Source organism: Pelomonas nitida (genome assembly GCF_043555975.1).
Taxonomy (GTDB): Bacteria; Pseudomonadota; Gammaproteobacteria; order Burkholderiales; family Burkholderiaceae_C; genus Pelomonas; species Pelomonas nitida.
Window position 1 is genome coordinate 1 of sequence record NZ_JBIGIA010000004.1, and the last position, 21,483, is coordinate 21,483.

Consider the following 21,483-nt stretch of genomic DNA (forward strand, 5'->3'; position numbering starts at 1 on the left):
TTGGGCCTGGAGCGCGCCGGGGCGAGTTGCGGGGCAAGGCAAGGCGCCGACGAGGCGTGGGATCGGCCCCCACAACGAGTCGGCAACGCCGAATTGCCCCGCAACTCGCCCCGGCCCTTCGGGTTGGGCCTGCGAGGAGGCTGATCCGTCGTTGCAAATGCTCGCTGGACATCGAGTCCAGCTCCGCTTTGCGCCTCGGCTGAGCCGCCTTGCAGGGCCAACGCGCTCCAGGCCCAATGCCCGACAGCCTCCTAGGCTGATCCCGCAGGGGACAATGCCGATATGGCTGTCCTCTCCCTCACCAACGCCCACCTCGCCTTCGGGCATGTTCCGCTGCTCGACGGCGCCGGCTTCTCGCTGGAGGTCGGCGAGCGCGTCGGCCTCATCGGCCGCAACGGCACCGGCAAGTCCTCGCTGCTGAAGATCCTCGCCGGGCTCGAGAAGCTCGACGACGGCCTGCTGCAGCAGCAACAGGGCCTCACCAACGTCTACGTGCCGCAGGAGCCCGAGCTGCGCGGCGACGCGACCATCTTCGACGTCGTCAGCGAGGGCGTGGCCGAGGCCAAGGCGCTGCGCGAGCGCTACGAGCGCCACGACGAGAACGACGACCTCGCCTGGGTGCAGGAGCGCATCGAACACATCGGTGCGTGGAACTGGGAGCAGCGCGTCGACGAGACGCTGCACCGCCTGGGCCTCGATGGCAGCCGCCTCGTCGGCAGCCTGTCCGGCGGCCTGAAGAAGCGCGTGGCGCTGGGCCGCGCGCTGGTGGCCCAGCCCGATGTGCTGCTGCTGGACGAACCCACCAACCACCTGGACCTGGACGCGATCAGCTGGCTCGAAGGCCTGCTGAACGACTTCAAGGGTTCGCTGCTGCTGATCACCCACGACCGGCAGTTCCTCGACAACGTGGCCAACCGCATCGTCGAGCTGGACCGCGGCCAGCTGCGCGGCTACCCCGGCAACTACGCCGCCTTCCAGGCCGCCAAGGCCTACGAGCTGGAGAACGAGGCGCTGGCCAACGCCCGCTTCGACAAGCTGCTGGCGCAGGAAGAGGTGTGGATCCGCAAGGGCGTGGAAGCGCGCCGCACCCGCTCCGTGGCCCGCGTGCAGCGGCTGCAGGAGATGCGGCTGCAGCACGCCGCGCGCCGCGATGTGCAGGGCAAGGTGAGGCTGGACATCGACACCGGCAGCGCCAGCGGCAAGATCGTCGCGGAGCTGGAGGATGTGGGGAAGAGCTATGGCGACCGCCCGATCGTGCGCGGCTTCACGAGCACCATCCTGCGTGGCGACAAGGTCGGCCTGATCGGCCCCAACGGTGCCGGCAAGACGACGCTGTTGAAGATGATCCTCGGCGAGCTGCCGCCCGACAGCGGCACCGTGCGCCTGGGCTCACGGCTGACGGTGGCCTACTTCGATCAGATGCGCGACACGCTGAATCTCGACGCCACGCTGGCCGACACCATCAGCCCCGGCTCGGAGTGGATCGAGATCGGCACGCAGAAGAAGCACGTGAAGAGCTATCTCGGCGACTTCCTGTTCTCGCCGGCGCGCGCCAACTCGCCGGTGCGCACGCTGTCGGGTGGCGAGCGCAACCGCCTGCTGCTGGCCCGCCTGTTCGCGCGGCCGGCCAACGTGTTGGTGCTGGACGAGCCGACCAACGACCTCGACATCGAGACGCTGGAGCTGCTGGAAGAACTGCTGGCCGAGTACGACGGCACGGTCTTCCTCGTCAGCCATGACCGCCGCTTCCTGGACAACGTCGTCACGTCGACCATCGTCTACGAGGGCGACGCGCGCTGGCGCGAGTACGAAGGCAGCGTGCAGGACTGGCTGACGCAGTCCAAGCGCGCCGCTGCACTGCAGGCCCAGGCGGCCCCCAAGGCGGCGCCAACGCCACCTCCGGCACCGGAGCCCGCGACGGTCGTCGCCACCAAGCGCAAGCTCAGCTACAAGGAGCAGCGCGAGCTCGACGAGATCCCCAAGCAGATCGCCGCGCTGGAGGCCGAGCAGACGCAGCTGAACGCCTTGATCGCCGGCAGCGAGCTCTACACGCAGGGCGCCAAGCGCATCGCCGAGGTCACCGATCGCGCGGCGGAGATCGACACCGAGCTGCTGGCGCTGATGGAGCGCTGGGAAGTGCTGGAAGCCAAGTGAGGCTGCCCCTCGCCCAGGCTGCGATCCTGATCGGTCTTGCAGACCGCGCCGCGGCAGTGCCGCAGCTCTTCGGCAGGCGCATGCCACCCACTGGGCGCCATGCCCCGAGGGGACGGCGATGCTTACGGCATGGAGCCGCAAGCACATCGTCTGCCGGCCGGCTTGAGGCGGCTCGGCGCCGAGCCGCCAATTTCATGCACGATGGATCGCTGAAATGAATGCCTTGCATCACGAATGGCTCGCCTTGCAGAGCCAGCACGAACGCTACGAGGTGCTGGCGCTGGGCGTGAAGCTGGCGGCGTTCGCCATCACGCTGTGCGCTGCAGCGCCCTGGCCCGTGCTGCCGCTGCTGGCCTTGCTGTGGCTGCAGGAGGGCGTGCTCAAGACCTTCCAGGCGCGCCTGGGTGAGCGACTGCTGGCCATCGAGCCGGCGTTGAGGTCGGGCGCCGACGCTGCCGCGATGCAACTGCACAGCGACTGGGCCGCCCGCCGCCCGCGCGGCCTGGCGTTGCTGGCCGGCTATCTGCGCAGCGCGCTGCGGCCCACGGTGGCGCTGCCGTATCCGCTGTTGATGGCCGTCGCCTGCTGGCGCTGATGTGAACGCGCGAGCGCGCCTCAGAGCCGCTGCAGCTCATGCAGCGGGATCAGCGCCGCCATGCCCTTGAGCTGCACGACGGTTTCGCCGGGGCGATGCACCACGTACTGCGCCACATGGCGCTCGCCCTTGTAGCGCACGGTGTCGCCGGGTTTGATGATGGGCTGCGGCGGTGCGGCGGGCACGACGACCCGTGGCGCGGGGCGTGCTGCGTCGCGCGGTAAGGCCGGCGCGTCCTTGGCCAGCGTTTCCAGCGAGCGCAGCATCTGCGTCTTGAGCTGGTCGGCCGTGAACGGCTTCTTCAGCAGGAAGTGCGCGCCGTGGGCCTGGGCCTGCTGCTCGTGGTCGGGCGTCACCTCGAAACTCAGCAGCGCCAGCTGCAGGCGTGGCTGCACTTCCTTCAGGCGCTGGAACAGCTTCAGGCCGTTCAGCGGTGTCTTGGGGAACCAGTCCGTGATGATGAAGTCGGGCTTGAACGCCAGGCCTTGCGCGAGCCCGCCCTCCGTGTCGGCGCAACACAGGATGGTGTCGGGCGCAAAGCCCTGGCTCTGCAGCAGTTGGCGGACGAAAGTCTGGACGCCGGCGAGCGGGTCGACAACGAGGAATTTGAGGGGGGTGGGCATGTCGCCTTCGACGCCGCAACCGATCGCGGCGCCGAAGGTCGCGGATTTTGCGGGTTGGGCCGGGGCGGCCTGGTAACAACAGGCGTTGAGCTGAGAACTATTCGTCGGCCTTGAAGCCGATGGAAGTCAGCGGGCACCCCTGTCTGCGTACGGCTGAGGTAGGAACTAGGGGTTCTCCCCGATCCGCGGTCAGTTCGTGAATACGGTTACCGGCGGTTTCTTGTGACAGCCGGCGCCGTGCCGTTTGGGCGGTGCGTCAGGCGGTAGCGGCGTCGACCTGCGGCGGATCCCCGGAGGCCCCGCCCGGCGAGGGTTTGCCGCCGTGCAGGAACTCGCGTCCGCTTATCAGGGCAGGCAGGCCTCGATGGGGGCCGCGGTCACGGGCCGCAGCATCGGCTGATACAGGCCTTGGGCTTCACCATCGGCCGCAAAACCCAGGCGTTCGTAAAGCCGCCGGGCCGGGTTGTGCACCTCGACCTGGATGCCCAGCGGCCGGTCCGTGGCGGCGGCCTCTTTGGCGAGGTTCAGCAGGCAGCGGGTGCCCAGGCCCCGGTCACGGAATGCGGGTAACAGCGAGATGTCGAGCACGTGCAGCCGATCCGCCCGGCTGTCCACCCAGAGTCTGCCGGCCACCGCGCCATCCACGAGGATGAGCTGACACAGCGATCGCGGGTAATGCCGCCAGTAGTGCTGCTGCTGGGCCCGGTGCTGCTGCGCGACGAAGGCGTCGCACTGCGCGCGCGGCCAGCCGGTCAGCGCAAGTTCCTCGGTGCGCGTGCTGGCATAGATGGCCAGTTGCCAGGCGTCGTCGCCCGGGCCCGTCGGGCGCAGCTGGTACTCCATGGCCGGTCTGGCGGTTCAGCCGCGTGGCGGGAAGATGCCCTGCAGCGCGATGCAGAAGGGCACGGCCAGGTAGGGTTGGCGGTTTTCGTGCGCCTGCCCGCCGCCTGCGGTGCCGAGCGATGCCGGCGCCATGGGCGCGGCAGCGCCTGGCGTGCGATAGACGTTGCCGCCACCGCTGGCTGTGGGGGACATCAGCGCGGCGGTCGGGCTGGTCGAGGCCGGCGTGGCGCCGGCCATCAAGTTGTGGCTGTGACCAGGCATCTGCTGCGGTTGCAGGGTCACCGTCGGAGCGCCGATAGCCTCGCCGAGCACACGATCGCTGAGCCCGGTGCCCTGGCCGGTGCCCATGGCGTAGTCGTTGCGAAGGTCGGGCAGCGCGAAGTTGGACACGCCGTTGCCGCCGTAGTAGGTGCCGAGCAGCGCGAAGAGGGCGGTGTTCTGGCTGATGGGCATCAGCTGGCCATCGCAGCGCGCCCAGCCCTTGGGCGCGAACGGGTAGGGCATGACTCGGATCTCGGCGACGAAGGGGTCAGACATGCCGTGCTCCTCAGTTGGGGGAAGGGAAGATGCCGTACAGCGCGATGATGTAGTTGACGGTCAGCGTCGGCGCCATGTTCTCGTGCGGTTGCGCGTTGCCCCAGGTGGTGTCGATGGCGCCGCTGGCCATGGCGGTGGAGGCCGGCCCCGGGCCATAGCTGGCCGCGGACGTGGCGGCCAGCACGTTGCCGCCGGGTGTGGCGACGCTCGCGGGCGCCGTGCTGGCATGCAGGGTGTGCGTGTGCAGCGGCGTCTGGTTGGTCAGCAAGGTCACGCGCTCGAAGCCAGCCGTCTCGCCCAGCGGGCGGGGCGACAGCCCCGGCCCCTGCCCCTGGTGCACGGGGACGCGGCCGCGCAGGTCGGGCAGCGCGAAGCTGCTCACCCCGTCGCCGCCGTAGGTCGTGCCGATCAGTGTGTACAGCGTCTCGTTGTCCGTGATCGCGATCAGCTGCCCCTGGCACAGCGCCCAGCCGGACGGTGCGAAGTTGCCGGCGAAGAGGCGGATCTCGCCCACATAGGGTTGCGACATGTCGATCTCCTCGTGTCAGTCACGGCTGGGGTAGATGCCGACCAGCGCGATGGCCCAGCTGAGCACCTGGTAGGGCTGCATGTTGGGATGGGGCTGGCCCCCCGCGTTCAGCGCGAACGAACCGGCATCCATCGGCGTGTCATTGCCCACCGGGGCATAGCGGTCGACGCCGCCGCGGCCCTTGGCGGCTGGCACGGCCCCGGCGGGTGCGCTGGCGCTGGCGACGTCGCTGGTGGCGATCAGGTGGTGCGTGTGTTCGGGCATCTGGTTGGCATTCAGCGTGACCGCCTCGGCGCCGGCCGCGGCGCCTTGCGGCAGCGCGTCGCTCACGTGCAGTGCCGTGCGGCCGCGCAGGTCCGGCAGCATGAAGGTGGTCTGGCCGTTGCCGCCATAGGTCGTGCCGAGCAACGAGAAGAGCGCCTGGTTCTGCTGGATGGGCAGTACCTGCCCGTTGCACAGCGCCCAGCCCTTGGGCGGGTTGGCGAAGCTCATCAGCCGGAGTTCGCCGAGGTAGGGAGTGGACATGGCGTGTTCCTTTGGGGCCGGTTGTGGCGGTGGTGCCGGGCACCGTCTGGCGGCACCTCAGCCGAAGACAGCTTCGTACTGCAGGCCGGTCGCGGTGCGGGCGACCGGCACGAGGAAGAGCTCCAGGCAGCCCAGTTGCTCGTGGTCGAGCCGGTAGGTGCGCTGCGGCAGGAGCGGCTCGGGTGCGGCTTCGAAGAGCAGGCTGAACGCGGTGGCGCTCAGGGGCCGTGTGGGCAGCGGGTGATGGCTCGCGCGCGCGTCCAGCAGCCGGGCGGTGGTGGGCGCCGCGCCGCCGGTGTGCAGCGTGAAATCGCTGCCGATCAGCGGCTGGAAGTCCGCGAGCGTGAGCGCAGCGTCAGCCACGCCGGCGGCGCGCCAGACCGGCACCCAGCGCGGCGGTCATGAACAGCGCCAGCGTGGCCGGCTCCGGCAACGGGTTGCCCGGGCCACCCGGGTTGGTGCTGCTATCCCGCGTGACGAGGTCGATGCGGAAATCGGCGTGATCGAAGCTGCTCCCCTTGCCGCGGCTAACGAACAGGATGTCGTCCAGATCCAGGCTCAGCGTGTCGGCGTCGATGAGGTGAACCAGGCTGGTGGCCGACGGGCCGAGCAGTCCGACGAAGCCGCTGTCGGCATAGCCATCGAAGACCGACACATTGAAGCCGACGATGGTCTTGCCGGCGATGCTCAGGCCGTCGAACTCGTAGCGGGCATGCTCGCCGCCGCTGCCGAGGTAGCCGGTCGTCGGCGACGGGCCGATGTCATAGCCTGCGTAGCTGCGCACGCGGATGGACTCGCCGACGAAGGTGACCTCCTCGCCGGCCAGCATCCAGGTGCCGGTGATGGGGCCGGGCGCGCCGGCCTGAAGGCCCGTGGCCAGGTTGGCGACACTGACCGTCTGCTGCTCGCTGATCGCACCGGGGATGCCGACAACGCCGCCGGGTGCGATCAACTTGACGACGATGTCGCTCTGGAAGCCGGCCCGGGCCGACAGCGAGCTCAGCGCCAGCAGCGTGCCGGCAGCGGCAAGCAACAGGCGACGGACGGGGGATGCAGTGGCGGGCATGGGGCGCTCCCAGGTGTTGACCGAGGCGCCAGTGGACGCGCCGTCACGGCGATGCACCAGTGCCGTGCCCCACGGATGAGGGGGAAAAACCTAGGGAGTCGTCATCGTGCCGTGGATGTCGTCCGCGCAGGCGCGCAGCTGACGCCAGAACGCCGGATCGAGCGACGTGGCCAGGTTGACGCGCATCAGCGAGCCGGGGCGGCGCGTGGCGCTGAACAGGGCACCCGGCGCGGTCAGCCAGCCGGCGTCCAGCAGCGGCTGGGCCAGGCGCTCGGTGTCCACGCCCACGTCCAGCCAGCCGAATAGGCCGTCGGGCGGCGCGGCCCAGGTGAAGCCGTGGCGCGTGGCCAGCGTCGCGACGCGTTGCCGCGCCTGGGCCAGCCGCTCGCGCAGGCGCTGCGCGTGCCGTCGCAGCCGCCCCTGTTCCAGGCACAGCGCGACGGCGCGTTCCATGACGGGTGAGCTGGTCAGCCCGTCCAGCAGCTTGATGTCGGTCAGCGCGACGAGCCGTTCGGGGCTGGTCGCGAGGTAGCCGACGCGCCAGGCCGGCGTCAGCACCTTGGAGAAGCCGCTGACGTAGACGACGCGGCGCAGGCCGTCGAGTGCGGCCAGCCGGGGCAGGTGCTCGGGCGCGAGGAAGCCGTAGCTGTCGTCCTCGAAGATCAGGAAGTCGTGTTCGTCCGCCAGCCGCAGCAGCCGGTGCGCGGTGGACAGGTCCAGGCTGTGGCCGGTCGGGTTGTGCAACACCGGCACCGTCAGGTAGGCGCGCGGCGCGTGGGCGGCCGCCAGAGCGGCAAGGGTGTCGAGGTCCGGCCCGTGGGCGCTGCGCGGCACGGGCAGCAGGCGGATGCCGGCCCGGCTCAGCCGCGCGAAGAGGATGGCCCAGCCGGGGTCGTCCACCAGCACGGCATCGCCCGGCTGCAGCTGCGTGCGGATCAGCAGGTCCAGCGCGTGCGTGGCGCCGTGCGTGGTGAGGATCTGGGCGGGCTCCGCATGGATGCCCAGGTCCGCCAGGCGCTGTGACAGCGCCGCGCGCAGCCGGGCGTCGCCGCTGGGGTCGCCGTAGCTGACCTGCAGACCGTGCGAGTCGGCCTGGTTGAGACGCCGCAGCGCCGACTGCAGCAGCACGGGGTCTAGCCAGTCGGCGGGCAGCGTGCCCAGGCCCGGCGAGCGCGCGGCGTCGGCCTCGAACATGCCGCGGATCAGCGCGGTGGCGTCCACCGGCGCCTGGCGCGTGGCGGCAGCCTGCGGCGGCGCGCTGCGCGTGGCGGCGGGGCGTGTCTCGCGCACGAAGAAGCCGCGCTGGCGGCGCGCCTCCAGCAGCCCGGCGGCCTGCAACTGGTCGTAGGCCGCCACGACGGTGTGCGGGCTGACGCCATGCTGGCGCGCGCAGTCGCGCACGGAGGGCAGGCGGGCGCCCGGCAGCAGCAGCCGTTCGCGGATGCGCTGGGCATAGCGTTCGGCGAGCTGCCCGGCGAGGGGCTGGCTGGCGCCGCGTTGCAGCGGCGGCGGTGTACCGGTCGGCATGGCAGTACAGAATCGGTCTGTGATGCGGTCGACTGTACTGGTTCTGTATCGGTTGCTGTCCCTAGACTGGCCGCATGCCAGCGATCTCCACGACGACTTCCTCCGACGCCACGCGCGGCCTGCTGCTCGGGCTGGCGGGCGTCGCCATGTTCGCGCTCAGCCTGCCGATGACGCGGCTGGCGGGCGGCTCCGTCGACGCGCCGCAACTGGCGCCGGCCTTCGTGGCCTTCGGGCGGGCCGTGGTGGCCGGCGTGCTGTCGTTGCTCTATCTCGCGGTCACCGGGGCGCGCTGGCCGCGCGGTGGCGAATGGCGGTTGCTGGCGCTGACGGCGGGCGGCGTGGTGTTCGGCTGGCCGCTGCTGTCGGGGCTGGCCGTGCGGCAGGTGGACGCCGTGCACGCCGCCGTCATCTCGGGCGTGCTGCCGTTGGCCACGGCGGTCATCGCCGCGCTGTCGCTGCGCCAGCGGCCCAGTGCGGCGTTCTGGGCATGCGCGCTGGCCGGCCTCGCGCTGGTGGTGGGGTTTGCGGCCTGGCGCGGTGCCGGTGGGCTGGAGCTGGCCGATGGCCTGTTGCTGGGTGCCGTGGTGTGTGCGTCGGCGGGCTATGTCAGCGGGGCGCGGCTGACGGTGGGGGCGGCCGCTCCAGGAGTGGCCGCATCGGGCGGAGCGCGCGGCGGCGCGGGCTTGTCGGCGGAGCAGGTGATCTGCTGGGTGCTCGTGATCAGCCTGCCGGCGACGCTGCCGCTGGCCATCGCCACACGCCCGGTGGCGCCGGTCGCCGCGTCCGCGTGGCTGGGCTTTGCCTATGTGTCGTTGTTCTCGATGTGGATCGGCTTCTTCGCCTGGTACCGCGGCCTCGCGCTGGGCGGCACGCTGCGCGTGAGCCAGGTGCAGGTGCTGCAACCTTTTCTTTCGATGCTGCTGGCGGTGCCGTTGCTGGGCGAGCGGCTGGATGCGATGACGCTGGTCTTCGCCGCGGCCGTGCTCGCGGTGGTGTGGGTGGGCAAGCGGCAGCCTGTCGATGTGCGGAGGTCGGCATGAGCGAGCACTTCACCACCCGGCTGCTGCCAGGCCAGGCGCTGACACTGCCGGCCGAGCGCCAGCCTCGCCTGCTGGTGGTCACGCAGGGGCGGCTGTGGGTCACATGGGCGGGGCATGCGCAAGACCATTGGCTCGCGGCCGGGGAGGCGCTGACGCTGCCGGCCGGCCTGGCGGCGGTGGCCGAGGGCTGGCCCGAGGCCCGGTTTCAGTTGTTGCAGCCGGCGGCGGTGCGTCGCGGCACCGCCCGGCCCGGTGCTAGGCTGATCCCTTTGACATTTCGCTTCACCACGTCATGAGCACCATCTGGACCCAGGCGCGCCGCGCCGCGCGCATGAACCCGTCCATCATTCGCGAGATTCTCAAGGTCACCGAGAAGCCGGGCGTGCTGTCCATGGCCGGCGGCCTGCCCAGCGCCGACACCTTTCCGGTCGACGCCATCAAGGCCGCCTGCGACCGCGTGCTGACCGCCACGCCGCGCGAGGCGCTGCAATACGCCTCCAGCGAGGGCTACGCACCGCTGCGCGAATGGGTGGCCGGGCGCGTCGCGTCGCTGGGCATGAAGGTCAAGCCCGAGCAGGTGCTCATCACCAGCGGCTCGCAGCAGGGGCTGGATCTCGTCGGCAAGATCCTCTGCGACGCCGGCGCGCCGGTGGCCGTGGAGACGCCCACCTACCTCGGCGCGCTGCAGGCCTTCACGCCGTTCGAGCCGCTGTTCGCCAGCCTCGCCAGCGATGAGGAAGGCCCGCGCCCCGAGGCCATTGCCACGCTGCCGCACGACGCACCCGGCACGCGCTTCGCGTACCTGCTGCCCAACTACCAGAACCCCACCGGCCGCGTCATGGGCGCGCCGCGCCGCGTGGAAGTCGTCGAGGCGCTGCGCAAGGCCAATGTGCCCTTCGTCGAGGACAACCCCTACGGTGACCTGTGGTTCGACGAGCCGCCGCCGGCCGCGTTGTCCAGCCTGTGGCCCGAGGGATCGCTCTACCTCGGCTCCTTCTCCAAGGTGCTGACGCCGGGCTTCCGGCTGGGCTACGTCATCGCGCCGCCGGAGCTCTACCCCAAGCTGCTGCAGGCCAAGCAGGCGGCCGACCTGCACACGCCGGGCTTCAACCAGCGTGTCGTGCACGAGGTCGTGAAGGACGGCTTCCTGGACAGCCATGTGCCGACCATCCGCTCGCTCTACAAGGCCAATCGCGACGCGATGGCCGAGGCCCTGCAGGCCCACCTGCCGCGTGGCTGTGAGTGGCAGCTGCCGCAAGGCGGTATGTTCTTCTGGGTGCGTCTGCCGGCGGGCCTGGACGCGATGGCGCTGTTGCCGCGTGCCGTGGATGCGGGCATTGCTTATGTGCCCGGCGCGGCCTTCTACGCGCACCAGCCCGATCCGCGCACGCTGCGACTGTCTTTCGTCACGCTGACCCCCGACCTCATCCGCGAGGGCGTCGAGAAGCTCGGCCGGCTGCTGCACGAGGCGCTGGAGCCGGTGGCCGAACACGCGCCGTAAAACTCGCCGCAGAGTTCGCAGTAAAGCGCCAGCCTGACAGCCAGCTGAAGCGGGGGTGCCCGGCCTACCCGGGTTTCCATATTCCCACGCCGCCCTCGCTCTGGCATCGTATGCAGCCGGCCCCCGGCGAAGCCGCCGGGGCGGATCGAATAACGACAGACGAGGCAAGCGATGAAACAGCTCTGGACGGCCGTCGCGACGGCGGCAATGGCGTGGGGTGCGCAGGCGGCGGAGCCGATCAAGATCGGCGTTTCGGGGCCGTTCACCGGCGGCTCGTCGTCGATGGGGGTCAGCATGCGCGACGGCGTGCGCCTCGCTGCCGACGAGATCAACAAGGCCGGGGGCGTGCTCGGCCGCCAGATCCAGCTCGTCGAGCGTGACGACGAGGCCAAGAACGAGCGCGGCGTGCAGATCGCACAGGAGCTGATCAACAAGGAAAAGGTCGCCGCGACCGTCGGCTACATCAACACCGGCGTCGCGCTCGCGTCGCAGCGCTTCTACCAGGACGCCAAGATCCCGGTCATGAACAACGTGGCCACGGGCTCCATCGTGACCAAGCAGTTCGAGGCCCAGCCCGACAACTACATCTTCCGCAATGCGGCGCACGACTCCATCCAGGCGCCGATGATCGTGGAAGAGGCCATCGCCAAGCGCGGCTTCAAGAAGGTCGCCATCCTGGCCGACTCCACGAACTACGGCCAGCTCGGCCGCGCCGACCTGGAGGCTGCGCTCAAGCTCAAGGGCATCGCGCCGGTGGCGGTCGAGAAGTTCAACATCAAGGACGTCGACATGACGGCGCAGCTGCTCAAGGCCAAGGAGGCCGGCGCCGAGGCGATCCTGACCTACGGCATCGGGCCCGAGCTGGCGCAGATCGCCAACGGCATGACCAAGCTGGGCTGGAAGGTGCCGATGATCGGTTCATGGACGCTGTCCATGGCCAACTACATCGACAACGCCGGCCCTGGCGGGGAGGGCGCGCGCATGCCGCAAACCTTCATCCAGGAGCCCACGACGCCCAAGCGCCAGAGCTTCATCATCAATTACCTGAAGACCTTCAACCCGAAGAACTCGCGCATCGAGTCGCCGGTGTCGGCCGCCCAGGGCTACGACTCCATCTACCTGCTGGCCGCAGCCATCAAGCAGGCCGGGGTCACCGACGGGCCCAAGATCAAGGCCGCGCTGGAAGACCTGAAGACGCCCGTGGACGGCGTCGTGACGACCTACAACAAGCCCTTCTCCAAGACCGACCACGAGGCCATCACGGCCAACATCCCGGTCATGGGCGAGGTCAAGGGCCAGCGGGTGGTCTACGCCTATCAGGAGGACTTCAAGAAGGCCTCCGACGTGCGCGTGAAGGACGTCAACGCCAAGGGCGCGCTGGAGCAGAAGAAGCGGCAGTAGGACAAGCCCACCCCCTACTCGCTGCGCGAGCCCCCTCAAGGGGGCGCCGCTGGCGGACCGGCGGAGCCGGATCCGCGGCGGCCGCTGGAGGGGCCGGGCGGGGGGGGGCGCTTCGCGACCCCGCCCTCTTGTTTTTGATGGGAACGACTGATGCAAATCCTGACCCAGCTCGTGTTCAGCGGCATCGCGCTGGGCATGATCTACGCCGTCATCGCCTTCGGCTACCAGCTCACGTTTGCGACCAGCGACACGCTGAACTTCGGGCAGGGCGAGTCGTTGATGCTGGGCGCGCTGGTGGGCCTGACGCTGGTCGGCTGGGGCGTCAACTACTGGTTGATGCTGCCGCTGGTGTGCCTGTTCGGCGGTTTCCAGGGCGCCGTGGTCGAGCGCGTCGGCGTGCGGCCGGCCATCAAGATGAAGAGCGAGTTCGGCTGGATCATGTCCACCATCGCGTTAGGCATCATCTTCAAGAACGTGGCCGAGAACGTCTGGGGCCGGGACGACCTGAAGTTCCCGTCGCCGCTGCCCGAGGCGCCGATGAAGGTGCTCGGCGCCAACGTGCTGCCGATGGAAGTGCTGGTCATCGTCGGCGCGGTGGGCATGATGCTGGCCGTGGAGTTGTTCAACCGCCGCAGCATCTACGGCAAGGCCGTCGTCGCGACCTTCAACGACCGTGATGCCGCCAAGCTGATGGGCATCAACACCGGCCTGGTCATCACGTTCTCGTATGCGCTGTCGTCGCTGACGGCCTCGTTTGCTGGCGTGCTGATCGCGCCGCTGACGCTGACCGGCGCGACGATGGGCGCGGTGTTGGGCCTGAAGGCCTTCGCCGTGGCCATCATCGGCGGGCTGACCAGCGGCATGGGCATCATCGTGGGCGGCATCATCCTCGGCGTGGCCGAGACGACGACGGGCTTCTACCTGTCCACCGGCTACAAGGACGTGCCGGGCCTCGTGTTGCTGCTCATCGTGCTGGCCGTCAAGCCGGCCGGCCTGTTCGGCAAGACCGCGATCAAGAAGGTCTGAGGGAAGGCCCGACACGTGAATCTCAAGAAACTCGTTCTCGGCGCCCTGGCCCTCGTGGCCGTCGCCGGCTTCCCCATCGCTTCGGGCAACCCGTACTACATCCATCTGGTCGAGACCATCATGATCTACGCGATCGTGCTGTTCGGCCTGGACATCGTGGTGGGCTACACCGGCCAGGTGTCGCTGGGGCATGCCGGGCTGTTCGGCATCGGCGCCTACACCGCCGGCGTGCTCATCCTCAAGCTCGACGCGCCCGTCTACGCGACGCTGCCGGCCGCCATCGCCGTGGCGGCCTGCTTCGGCGCCATGCTGGCACTGCCGGCGCTGCGCGTGACGGGGCCTTATCTCGCCATGGTCACGCTGGCCTTCGGCACCATCATCCAGATCCTCATCAACGAGATGACCTTCCTGACCGAGGGGCCGATGGGCATCACGCTGACCAAGCCCACGCTGCTCGGCCACCCGCTCGACGAGATGCAGTACTACTGGCTCGTCATGGCCTGCCTGGTCGCGGCGCTGGTCTTCGTGCACCGCGTGCTGCACTCGCAGCTGGGCCGCGCCTTCGAGGCGCTGCGCGGCAGCCCGGTCGCGTCGGACTGCATGGGCGTCTCGGTCTATCGCTACAAGGTCTATGCCTTCGTCATCTCGGCGGCGCTGGCTGGCCTGGCCGGCGCGCTGTATGCCTACTCCGAGCAGTACATCAGCCCCAATACCTACAACTTCGAGCAGACGGTGATGTTCCTGCTGGCCATCATCATGGGTGGCCGCAAGACGCGCACTGGCGCGTTGCTCGGCGCGGCCATCATCGTCATGCTGCCCAAGTTGCTGGACGACCTGGAGGTCTTTCGCATCGGTGCCGTCGTGCTGGCGGTCATCGTCACCCTGTCGGTCGGCGTGGCGATGAAGCGCGGCAAGATGACGGGCCAGCTCGCCGCCATTCCGGTGTGCGGCACGATCGGCCTGGCACTGCTGTCCTTCAAGTTGCAGACGATGACCGACTGGCGGCTGTCCATCTTCGGTCTCATCACGCTGTTCGTCGTGTACTACCTGCAGGACGGCATCGTCGGCTTCGTGCGCAGTGCGTTGAACCTCAAGGCCGGCGCCGATGCCGGCGATGGCGACGTGGCCGCGACGGCGTTGACGCGGGCCAGCGCTCAGGGCGAGGCCATCCTGCTGAAGGCCAGCGGCGTGCTGATGCAGTTCGGCGGGCTCAAGGCGCTGAACAACGTCGACCTCGTCGTGCAGCGCGGCAGCATCCACGGCCTCATCGGCCCTAACGGCTCCGGCAAGAGCACGATGATGAATGTGCTGACCGGCATCTACCAGCCCACCGCCGGGTCGGTCGTGTTCGCCGGCCAGACGGTCAATGGCCGCACGTCGTCGGACATCGCGCTGTCGGGCATCGCGCGCACCTTCCAGAACGTGCAGCTGTTCGGCGAGATGACGGCGCTGCAGAACGTGCTGGTCGGCCTGCATCACAGCTTCCGCAGCAACCTGGTGGAGGTGGCCCTGCATCTGCCGCGTTACCGCCGCGAGGATCGGGAGCAGCGCGCGCGGGCGAGGGCGCTGCTGGACTTCGTCGGGCTCGGCCAGTTGGCCGCCGAGGAGGCGCGCAACCTGCCCTACGGCAAACAGCGGCTGCTGGAGATCGCCCGGGCGCTCGCGCTGGACCCGCAGCTGCTGTTGCTGGATGAGCCCGCGGCCGGCCTGACCGCGCCGGACATCAAGGAGCTGCTGGAGATCATCCGCAAGATCCGCGACGCGGGGGTGACGGTCATCCTCATCGAGCATCACATGGACGTCGTCATGAGCCTGTGCGACCGGGTCTCTGTGCTGGACTTCGGTCAGAAGATCGCCGAAGGACTGCCCGCCGAAGTGCAGGCCAACGAGAAGGTCATCGAGGCCTATCTGGGTGGCCCCCAGGACGGTGGCGTACCGCCGTCACCCCCCGAGGGGGCGCCTGAAACTCGGGAGCGGCCCAGCGCTGCAGGGGGCGGAGGGGCCTGACATGCTGAGCATCAACAACCTCAGTGCCGGCTACGGCAAGGTGCAGGTCCTGCACGGCATCTCCCTGCAGGTGCCCAAGGGCCAGGTCGTGACGCTCATCGGCTCCAACGGCGCCGGCAAGACGACCACCATGCGCGCCGTCAGCGGCATGATCAAGCCCACCGGTGGCGAGATCAAGCTCAACGACCGCCGCATCGACGGGCTGGAGAGCTATCACATCGCACGCCGAGGCCTCGCGCATTCGCCGGAGGGACGCCGCGTGTTCGCGACGATGACCGTGACCGACAACCTGCGCCTGGGCGCGTTTCCGCGCTACACCGGCGAGCGACCCAAGGGCGACATTGCCGGCGACCTGGAGCGTGCGCTGGAGCTCTTCCCGCGCCTCAAGGAGCGGCGCCAGCAGCTGGCCGGCACCTTGTCGGGCGGCGAGCAGCAGATGCTGGCCATGGCGCGTGCGGTCATGCTCAACCCGGAGGTCGTGCTGCTGGACGAGCCATCGATGGGCCTGGCACCCATCCTGGTTGACGAGGTGTTCCGCATCATCGAGAGCCTGAAGGCGCGCGGCGTGACCATGTTGCTGGTCGAGCAGTTCGCGGCCGCCGCGCTGAAGGTGGCCGACTACGGCTATGTGCTGGAGAACGGCCGCATCGCCGTGCACGGCCCGGCCGAAAAGCTGCGCAGCGACCCTGCGGTGCAAGCGGCCTATCTCGGCGGCGGGCACTGATCGTGGAACGCCCTGGATACCGCCTCAGCTTTGCGGCGGAGGACATCGACGCCGTCGCGGCCCACGCCTTCCTGACCACCGCCTACTGGTGCGAGGGGATTCCGCTCGCGCTGATCGAGCGGGCCATCGCCAATTCGCTGTGCATTGCGCTGCATGCGACGGGCCAGGGCCAGGTGGGCTTCGCCCGCGTCGTCACGGACCGCACCACCTTCGCCTATCTCTGCGACGTCTACGTGCTGCAAGACCACAGGCAGCAGGGGCTGGCCGATTGGATGGTTCAATCGCTGCTCGCCCACCCGGACCTGCAAGGCCTGCGCCGCTTCATGCTGTTCACGCGAGACGCCCATTCGCTGTACGCCCGCCACGGCTTCCAGCCGCTGGTGACGCCTGAGCGCGGCATGGAGGTCGTGCGGCCGGGGATGTACCGCCAGCTCACCTCGCCCACCGATGTCTGAACTCCGCCGTTTTGCCCAGGTCGATGTTTTCACCGCCACGCCCCTGAAGGGCAACGCCCTGGCCGTCGTCATCGACGGCGCGGGCCTGTCAGAGGCCGACATGGCGGCGTTCGCGCGCTGGACCAATCTCTCCGAGACCACCTTCCTGCTGCCGCCCACCGATCCGGCCGCCGACTACCGCGTGCGCATCTTCACGCCGGGCGGCGAGCTGCCGTTTGCCGGCCACCCGACGCTGGGCAGCGCGCATGCCTTCCTGGCGAGCGGCGGCGACACGAAGAAGCCCGGCGAAGTGGTGCAGCAATGCGCCATCGGCCTCGTGCGCGTGAAGCGCGACGGCGCACGGCTGGCGTTTGCAGCGCCGCCGCTCAAGCGCAGCGGGCCGGTCGGGGATGCGGAGCGCGCGCAGGCGCTGGCGGCGCTGGGTGTGGCGCCGGATGCGGTGCTGGATGTGGTCTGGGTGGACAACGGCCCGGGCTGGCTGGCTGTGCGGCTTGCCGATGCAGCCCGCGTGCTGGCGCTGAAGCCGGACTTCGTCGCCATGCGCGGCCTCAAGGTCGGCGTCGTGGGCGCCTACCCGGCCGGCAGCGAATGCCAGTTCGAGGTGCGCGCCTTCGTGCCCGACATCGGCGTGCCGGAAGACCCGGTCACCGGCAGCCTCAATGCCGGCCTGGCCCTGTGGTTGCAGGCATCCGGCCTGGCGGGTGAGCGCTATGTGGCCGCGCAGGGCGCCGCACTGGGCCGCGCCGGCCGCGTGCATGTGACCCGCGACGCCGAAGCGACGTGGATCGGTGGCGACGTGGCTCCCCTCATCCATGGCCAGGTCCGCTTGTGACCCTCGCGATGAAGACCGACGAACTGTTCCGTGAGGACGCCACGCTGCTGGCCTGTGACGCCACGGTCATCGGCCACGGCGAGGGCGGCGTGCTGCTGGACCGTACCGTTTGCTATCCGCTGGGCGGCGGCCAGGCCGGCGACACCGGCTGGCTCGCCGAGGGCGGCCAACGCTGGCGTGTGGCCGATACGCGCAAGAGCAAGGAGCACCCGGGCGCCATCGTGCACCGAGTCGACGGTGAATCGCTGCCCGCCGTGGGCGCGACGGTGCGCGTCGAGGTGGACGCCGCCCGCCGCCAGGCGCACCGCCGCTTCCACACGGCCACGCATCTGCTGTGCGCGCTGCTGCCGTATCCGGTGGATGGCTGCTCGATCACCGAGACCTACGCGCGGCTGGACTTCCACACCGACGAGCCGTTCGACAAGGACGCCATCCAGGCCGGCCTGCAGCGCCTCGTGGCCGAGGCGCATCCGGTCCGTCATCGCTGGATCAGCGAAGAAGAGCTGGACGCCAACCCGGGCCTCGTGCGCTCCATGAGTGTGCAGCCGCCGCGCGGGCTGGGGCGCGTGCGCGTGCTGGAAGTGGAGGGCGTGGATCTGCAGCCCTGTGGCGGCACGCATGTGTCCAACACCGCCGAGATCGGCGCGATCGTCGTCACCAAGATCGAGAAGAAGGCGGCCAAGACCCGGCGCGTCGTGCTCGGCTTTGCGGACGCGAGCCTTCCCTGATGCGTTGCCGATGGAGCCGTGGCGATGCGCTCGGCAGCACTGCGAGGCGTGGGGATTCGTGGCGCGAGGCCAATCGCTAAACTGCGTCGCCTATGGCCGGCCCTGACATCCAGCTCATCACGCCCGAGTCCGCGGACGACTGGCACGAGACGCGCCTCGTGCTGCGCGACTATGCGGCCAGTCTCGAGGTCGATCTTTGCTTCCAGGGGTTCGAGGAGGAACTGGCGGATTTGCCCAGCACCTATGCGCCGCCCGGAGGCCTCATGCTGCTGGCCATCGTGGATGGTGCCGTTGCGGGCAGTGGTGCCTTCCGCCCGCTGCCTGATGCCGACTACCCCAACGCCTGCGAGATGAAGCGGCTGTTCGTGCGGCCGGCCTTCCGGCGCTTCGGCCTGGGGCGGCTGCTGGCGCAGTCGCTGATCGACCGTGCCACCGAAGCCGGCTATTCGTCCATGCTGCTCGACACGCTGGACGACATGGAGGCCGCGCGCGGCCTGTACGAGAGCCTGGGCTTCGTCGAGGTGCCGCCGTTCTACTTCAACCCCATCCCCGGCGCGCACTACCTGAAGGTGGATCTCGGCGCCTTCCGGCCGAGTTACTTCGGATAACGGCCCAGCCCGGATATCTCGCGAGGTACGCGGGAATTGCGCGGATGCCAGGCGCCGGCGGATGTGCCGAGACGGCCGCAGCCAATGCCCGTAGGCATTGGCGAGGAGTTGAGGTGCAGCCCACAAGCCTGGCGCCGGGCAAGCCCGCGTAGGCCCGTGAAGCCAAAGTAGGGATCGCGTTGAGCGGCGAGATCGCCGTGTTCATCGGTGTTGCAGGTCGGAGAGGGCCGGCCTCGCGAGATATCCGGGCTAGAGTGCCGCTATGGCACTTGAATTCGACATTCGCCCGCTGGGCACTCACCGCTGCCTGCTGGGTGAATCGCCGCTTTGGCATCCCACCGAGCAGGTGCTCTACAGCGTGGACATTCCCGGGCGTCAGGTGTTGCGCTGGCGCGCGGACGGAGGGGTGCCCGACGTATTCCCGCAGGACGCCGAGCCGGCCTGCATCGCGGCGCGCGCGACGGGTGGGCTGGTGGTGGCACGGCGCGACGGCTTGTGGGCGCTGGATACCGCCAGCGGCGCCGTCACGCCGCTGGCGTCGCCGCCCTACGACACCACCCGCCAGCGCTACAACGATGGCAAGCCGGACGCGGCCGGGCGGTTCTGGATCGGCGCCCTCAGCGATGCGCGTGAGCCAGAAGCGGCGCTGTACCGCATCGATGCGGCCGGCGCCGAGCCGCAACTGGACGGCATCGTCACGTCCAACGGCCTGGCCTGGAGCCCCGACGGCCACTGGCTCTACCGCAGCGACACCAAGGCCCACACGATCTGGCGCCATGCCTTCGACGTCGAGCGCGGCGGGCTGGGCGAGGGTCAGGTCTTCGCCCGCTTCACGCCGCGTGCAGCCGATCAGCCGTTGTCTGCCTACGGTGGCCGGCCCGACGGCGCGGCGGTGGATGAGTCCGGTGCCTACTGGGTGGCGATGTTCGAGGGCGCGCGGCTGCTGCGCTTCTCGGCCGCTGGCGAGTTGCTGCAGGACGTGGCGCTGCCGGTGCGTTGCCCCACCATGCCCTGCTTCGGCGGCGCGGACCGACGCACGCTGTATGTGACGACGGCGCGCGACAAACGGCCGGCCGATGAGCTGGCATGCGAGCCCTGGGCTGGCGCGGTGCTAACACTGCGTGTGGGCGTGCCGGGGCTGCCCGCCAACCTCTGCCAGCTGTAGCGCTGCGGCGCGCCAGCCACATCGCCGTCCCGGCGAGGGGCGCCCCTGCACCCGCGCCGACCGGGTGCATTTTGGGAGTGTGCGGGTTTCCACATATACTCCCGTGGTTTTGCCGGCCGGCATTTTGGGTCGGCGCCTCAACGTTCCGTCAACGCCGACATGACCGCCACCCACAAGGTTCGTCCTGCCAGCACTTCCGTTGACAAATGGGACGACGAAGCGCCCGATTCCGTGCCCGCGCCGCCCTGGACCGCCCAGCAGGTGCAAGCCTTGGTGGCGCGTGAACGGTCACTGTCGCCCTGGGCGCTCGTGGCTTGCCAGGCGGCAGTCGGCGGCTTGTTGATGCTGGTGTGGTGGCTGTTTGGCACCGCGCCGGCGCAGCAGGTGCGCGCCACGGTCTGGGGCGCGGCTGCGGTGGTGTTTCCCCATGCCTTGATGGCCTGGGGCTTGCGCCGCCAGGCCGCTCAGGCTCAGGCGGCGCTCCTGTCGTTCCTCATGTGGGAACTGGTCAAAGTGGGCTGCGCGGTCGCCATCCTGGTGGTGGCTGCGTGGCTGGTGCGGGACCTGAGCTGGCCAGCTCTGCTGGTGGCGGTGGTTGCGTGCCTGAAGGTGCATCTGGGGGCCTGGTGGTGGTTGAGCCGGCCCGTTCATGGAACGAATTGAGTCACAAAGACGATGAGCAGCGAACAGCACGCGCCCAGCGCCGGTGAGTACATCACCCACCATCTGCAGCATCTGCAGAAGAATTTTTCGTTCGAGAGCGTGAAGCAGACCAGCATCGTCGACTTCAGCCTCTTCAACCTCGACTCGCTGGTGTTCGCATCGGCGCTGGGCCTGCTGGGCGTCTTCCTGCTGTGGCTGGGCGTGCGCAAGGCCACGTCCGACGTGCCGGGGCGCTTCCAGGCGGCGGTCGAGATCCTGTTCGAACTGGTCGACAACCAGGCCAAGAGCGTCATCAGCGACGCCAACAGCCGCAAGTTCGTCGGCCCGCTGGCGCTGACCGTGTTCGTCTGGATCTTCCTGATGAACTTCATGGACATGCTGCCGGTGGACTGGCTGCCGTCGCTGGCCTCGAAGATGGCCGACGACCCGCAGCACGCCTTCCTGCGCGTCGTGCCCACGGCCGACCTGTCCACCACGCTGGGCATGTCCACCTTCGTGCTGCTGGCCTGCCTGTACTACAACGTCAAGATCAAGGGTCTGGGCGGCTGGGGCCATGAGCTGATCGCCGCCCCGTTCGGCGACCACTGGGCGCTGTGGCCGTTCAACTTCCTGATGCAGATGATCGAGTTCCTGGCCAAGACCGTGTCTCACGGCATGCGGCTGTTCGGCAACATGTTTGCCGGCGAACTGGTCTTCATGCTGATCGCGCTGATGGGCGGTGCCTGGGCCATGAACGCCACCGGGCTGAGCCTGGCGTTCGGTCACGTCGTCGCCGGCACGATCTGGACGCTGTTCCACATCCTCGTGATCGTGCTGCAGGCGTTCATCTTCATGATGCTCACGCTGATCTATATCGGTCAGGCGCACGACCATCACTGATCCCTGTTTTTCCTGTTCCTTTCCTTTTTTCCCTCACTGTCTCTAGGAGATTTCA

24 protein-coding genes are annotated in these 21,483 nt (G+C 69.2%); 16 read left to right on the top strand and 8 right to left on the bottom strand.

From position 1 onward, the window contains the following. Nucleotides 1–282 precede the first annotated feature (282 nt). Nucleotides 283–2,154, top strand: a complete 1,872-nt coding sequence (locus ACG00X_RS06085) for an ATP-binding cassette domain-containing protein (protein ID WP_394487137.1) — start codon at nt 283–285, stop codon at nt 2,152–2,154. 214 nt (nt 2,155–2,368) lie between these two features. Continuing rightward, complete coding sequence (locus tag ACG00X_RS06090; RefSeq protein ID WP_394487138.1) at nt 2,369–2,749, top strand: hypothetical protein; 381 nt, start codon at nt 2,369–2,371, stop codon at nt 2,747–2,749. A 20-nt stretch (nt 2,750–2,769) separates the two neighbouring features. Here ACG00X_RS06090 and ACG00X_RS06095 read toward each other — a convergent pair whose 3' ends face one another. From ACG00X_RS06095 to ACG00X_RS06130, 8 genes are all read right to left on the bottom strand, one after another. Then, a complete protein-coding gene (locus ACG00X_RS06095) occupies nt 2,770–3,372 on the bottom strand; it encodes a response regulator (RefSeq protein ID WP_394487139.1) in 603 nt (200 codons plus the stop codon). Between the two features lie 345 nt (nt 3,373–3,717). Continuing rightward, nucleotides 3,718–4,215 (bottom strand): GNAT family N-acetyltransferase, encoded by a 498-nt coding sequence (locus ACG00X_RS06100; protein ID WP_394487140.1) that lies wholly within the window; start codon nt 4,213–4,215, stop codon nt 3,718–3,720. Nucleotides 4,216–4,230: 15 nt separating this feature from the next. Next, nucleotides 4,231–4,752 (bottom strand): phage tail protein, encoded by a 522-nt coding sequence (locus ACG00X_RS06105; RefSeq protein ID WP_394487141.1) that lies wholly within the window; start codon nt 4,750–4,752, stop codon nt 4,231–4,233. 10 nt (nt 4,753–4,762) lie between these two features. Continuing rightward, nucleotides 4,763–5,281 (bottom strand): phage tail protein, encoded by a 519-nt coding sequence (locus tag ACG00X_RS06110; protein WP_394487142.1) that lies wholly within the window; start codon nt 5,279–5,281, stop codon nt 4,763–4,765. A 15-nt stretch (nt 5,282–5,296) separates the two neighbouring features. Further along, on the bottom strand, nt 5,297–5,806 hold the full coding sequence (locus ACG00X_RS06115) for a phage tail protein (protein WP_394487143.1): 510 nt from the start codon (nt 5,804–5,806) through the stop codon (nt 5,297–5,299). 57 nt (nt 5,807–5,863) lie between these two features. After that, nucleotides 5,864–6,169, bottom strand: coding sequence for a DUF6916 family protein (locus ACG00X_RS06120; protein ID WP_394487144.1), 306 nt, complete (start codon nt 6,167–6,169; stop codon nt 5,864–5,866). Continuing rightward, on the bottom strand, nt 6,162–6,872 hold the full coding sequence (locus ACG00X_RS06125; protein ID WP_394487145.1) for a PEP-CTERM sorting domain-containing protein: 711 nt from the start codon (nt 6,870–6,872) through the stop codon (nt 6,162–6,164). Before ACG00X_RS06125 ends, ACG00X_RS06120 begins: the two co-directional genes overlap by 8 nt. 90 nt (nt 6,873–6,962) lie before the next feature. Then, complete coding sequence (locus ACG00X_RS06130; protein WP_394487146.1) at nt 6,963–8,399, bottom strand: aminotransferase-like domain-containing protein; 1,437 nt, start codon at nt 8,397–8,399, stop codon at nt 6,963–6,965. A gap of 74 nt (nt 8,400–8,473) precedes the next feature. On the opposite strand from ACG00X_RS06130, the gene ACG00X_RS06135 reads away from it, so the two are divergent. From ACG00X_RS06135 to atpB, 14 genes are all read left to right on the top strand, one after another. Further along, nucleotides 8,474–9,439: a DMT family transporter gene (locus tag ACG00X_RS06135; protein WP_394487147.1), complete on the top strand. Its 966-nt coding sequence runs from the start codon at nt 8,474–8,476 to the stop codon at nt 9,437–9,439. After that, a complete protein-coding gene (locus ACG00X_RS06140; RefSeq protein ID WP_394487148.1) occupies nt 9,436–9,735 on the top strand; it encodes a DUF2917 domain-containing protein in 300 nt (99 codons plus the stop codon). Before ACG00X_RS06135 ends, ACG00X_RS06140 begins: the two co-directional genes overlap by 4 nt. Continuing rightward, nucleotides 9,732–10,940: an aminotransferase-like domain-containing protein gene (locus ACG00X_RS06145; RefSeq protein WP_394487150.1), complete on the top strand. Its 1,209-nt coding sequence runs from the start codon at nt 9,732–9,734 to the stop codon at nt 10,938–10,940. Before ACG00X_RS06140 ends, ACG00X_RS06145 begins: the two co-directional genes overlap by 4 nt. A gap of 171 nt (nt 10,941–11,111) precedes the next feature. Next, on the top strand, nt 11,112–12,341 hold the full coding sequence (locus ACG00X_RS06150; RefSeq protein WP_394487151.1) for an ABC transporter substrate-binding protein: 1,230 nt from the start codon (nt 11,112–11,114) through the stop codon (nt 12,339–12,341). Nucleotides 12,342–12,491: 150 nt separating this feature from the next. Then, nucleotides 12,492–13,367: a branched-chain amino acid ABC transporter permease gene (locus ACG00X_RS06155; protein WP_394487152.1), complete on the top strand. Its 876-nt coding sequence runs from the start codon at nt 12,492–12,494 to the stop codon at nt 13,365–13,367. Nucleotides 13,368–13,382: 15 nt separating this feature from the next. Further along, nucleotides 13,383–15,374 (top strand): ABC transporter permease subunit, encoded by a 1,992-nt coding sequence (locus tag ACG00X_RS06160; protein ID WP_394487154.1) that lies wholly within the window; start codon nt 13,383–13,385, stop codon nt 15,372–15,374. Nucleotide 15,375: 1 nt separating this feature from the next. Further along, complete coding sequence (locus tag ACG00X_RS06165; protein WP_394487156.1) at nt 15,376–16,098, top strand: ABC transporter ATP-binding protein; 723 nt, start codon at nt 15,376–15,378, stop codon at nt 16,096–16,098. 2 nt (nt 16,099–16,100) lie between these two features. Then, on the top strand, nt 16,101–16,553 hold the full coding sequence (locus ACG00X_RS06170; RefSeq protein WP_394487157.1) for a GNAT family N-acetyltransferase: 453 nt from the start codon (nt 16,101–16,103) through the stop codon (nt 16,551–16,553). Continuing rightward, entirely contained in the window at nt 16,546–17,385 is an 840-nt protein-coding gene (locus tag ACG00X_RS06175; protein WP_394487158.1) for a PhzF family phenazine biosynthesis protein, read from the top strand. The genes ACG00X_RS06170 and ACG00X_RS06175 overlap by 8 nt, the downstream gene beginning before the upstream one ends. Before the next feature lie 8 nt (nt 17,386–17,393). Continuing rightward, the gene (locus tag ACG00X_RS06180; RefSeq protein WP_394487159.1) at nt 17,394–18,113 is read left to right on the top strand and encodes an alanyl-tRNA editing protein; all 720 of its coding nucleotides are present in this window, start codon (nt 17,394–17,396) and stop codon (nt 18,111–18,113) included. A 92-nt stretch (nt 18,114–18,205) separates the two neighbouring features. Then, the gene (locus ACG00X_RS06185) at nt 18,206–18,721 is read left to right on the top strand and encodes a GNAT family N-acetyltransferase (protein WP_394487160.1); all 516 of its coding nucleotides are present in this window, start codon (nt 18,206–18,208) and stop codon (nt 18,719–18,721) included. A 262-nt stretch (nt 18,722–18,983) separates the two neighbouring features. After that, nucleotides 18,984–19,886 (top strand): SMP-30/gluconolactonase/LRE family protein, encoded by a 903-nt coding sequence (locus ACG00X_RS06190; protein ID WP_394487161.1) that lies wholly within the window; start codon nt 18,984–18,986, stop codon nt 19,884–19,886. 159 nt (nt 19,887–20,045) lie between these two features. Next, nucleotides 20,046–20,549 (top strand): ATP synthase subunit I, encoded by a 504-nt coding sequence (locus tag ACG00X_RS06195; protein WP_394487162.1) that lies wholly within the window; start codon nt 20,046–20,048, stop codon nt 20,547–20,549. A gap of 12 nt (nt 20,550–20,561) precedes the next feature. Then, entirely contained in the window at nt 20,562–21,428 is an 867-nt protein-coding gene (gene atpB / locus ACG00X_RS06200) for a F0F1 ATP synthase subunit A (protein WP_394487163.1), read from the top strand. Nucleotides 21,429–21,483 lie beyond the last annotated feature (55 nt).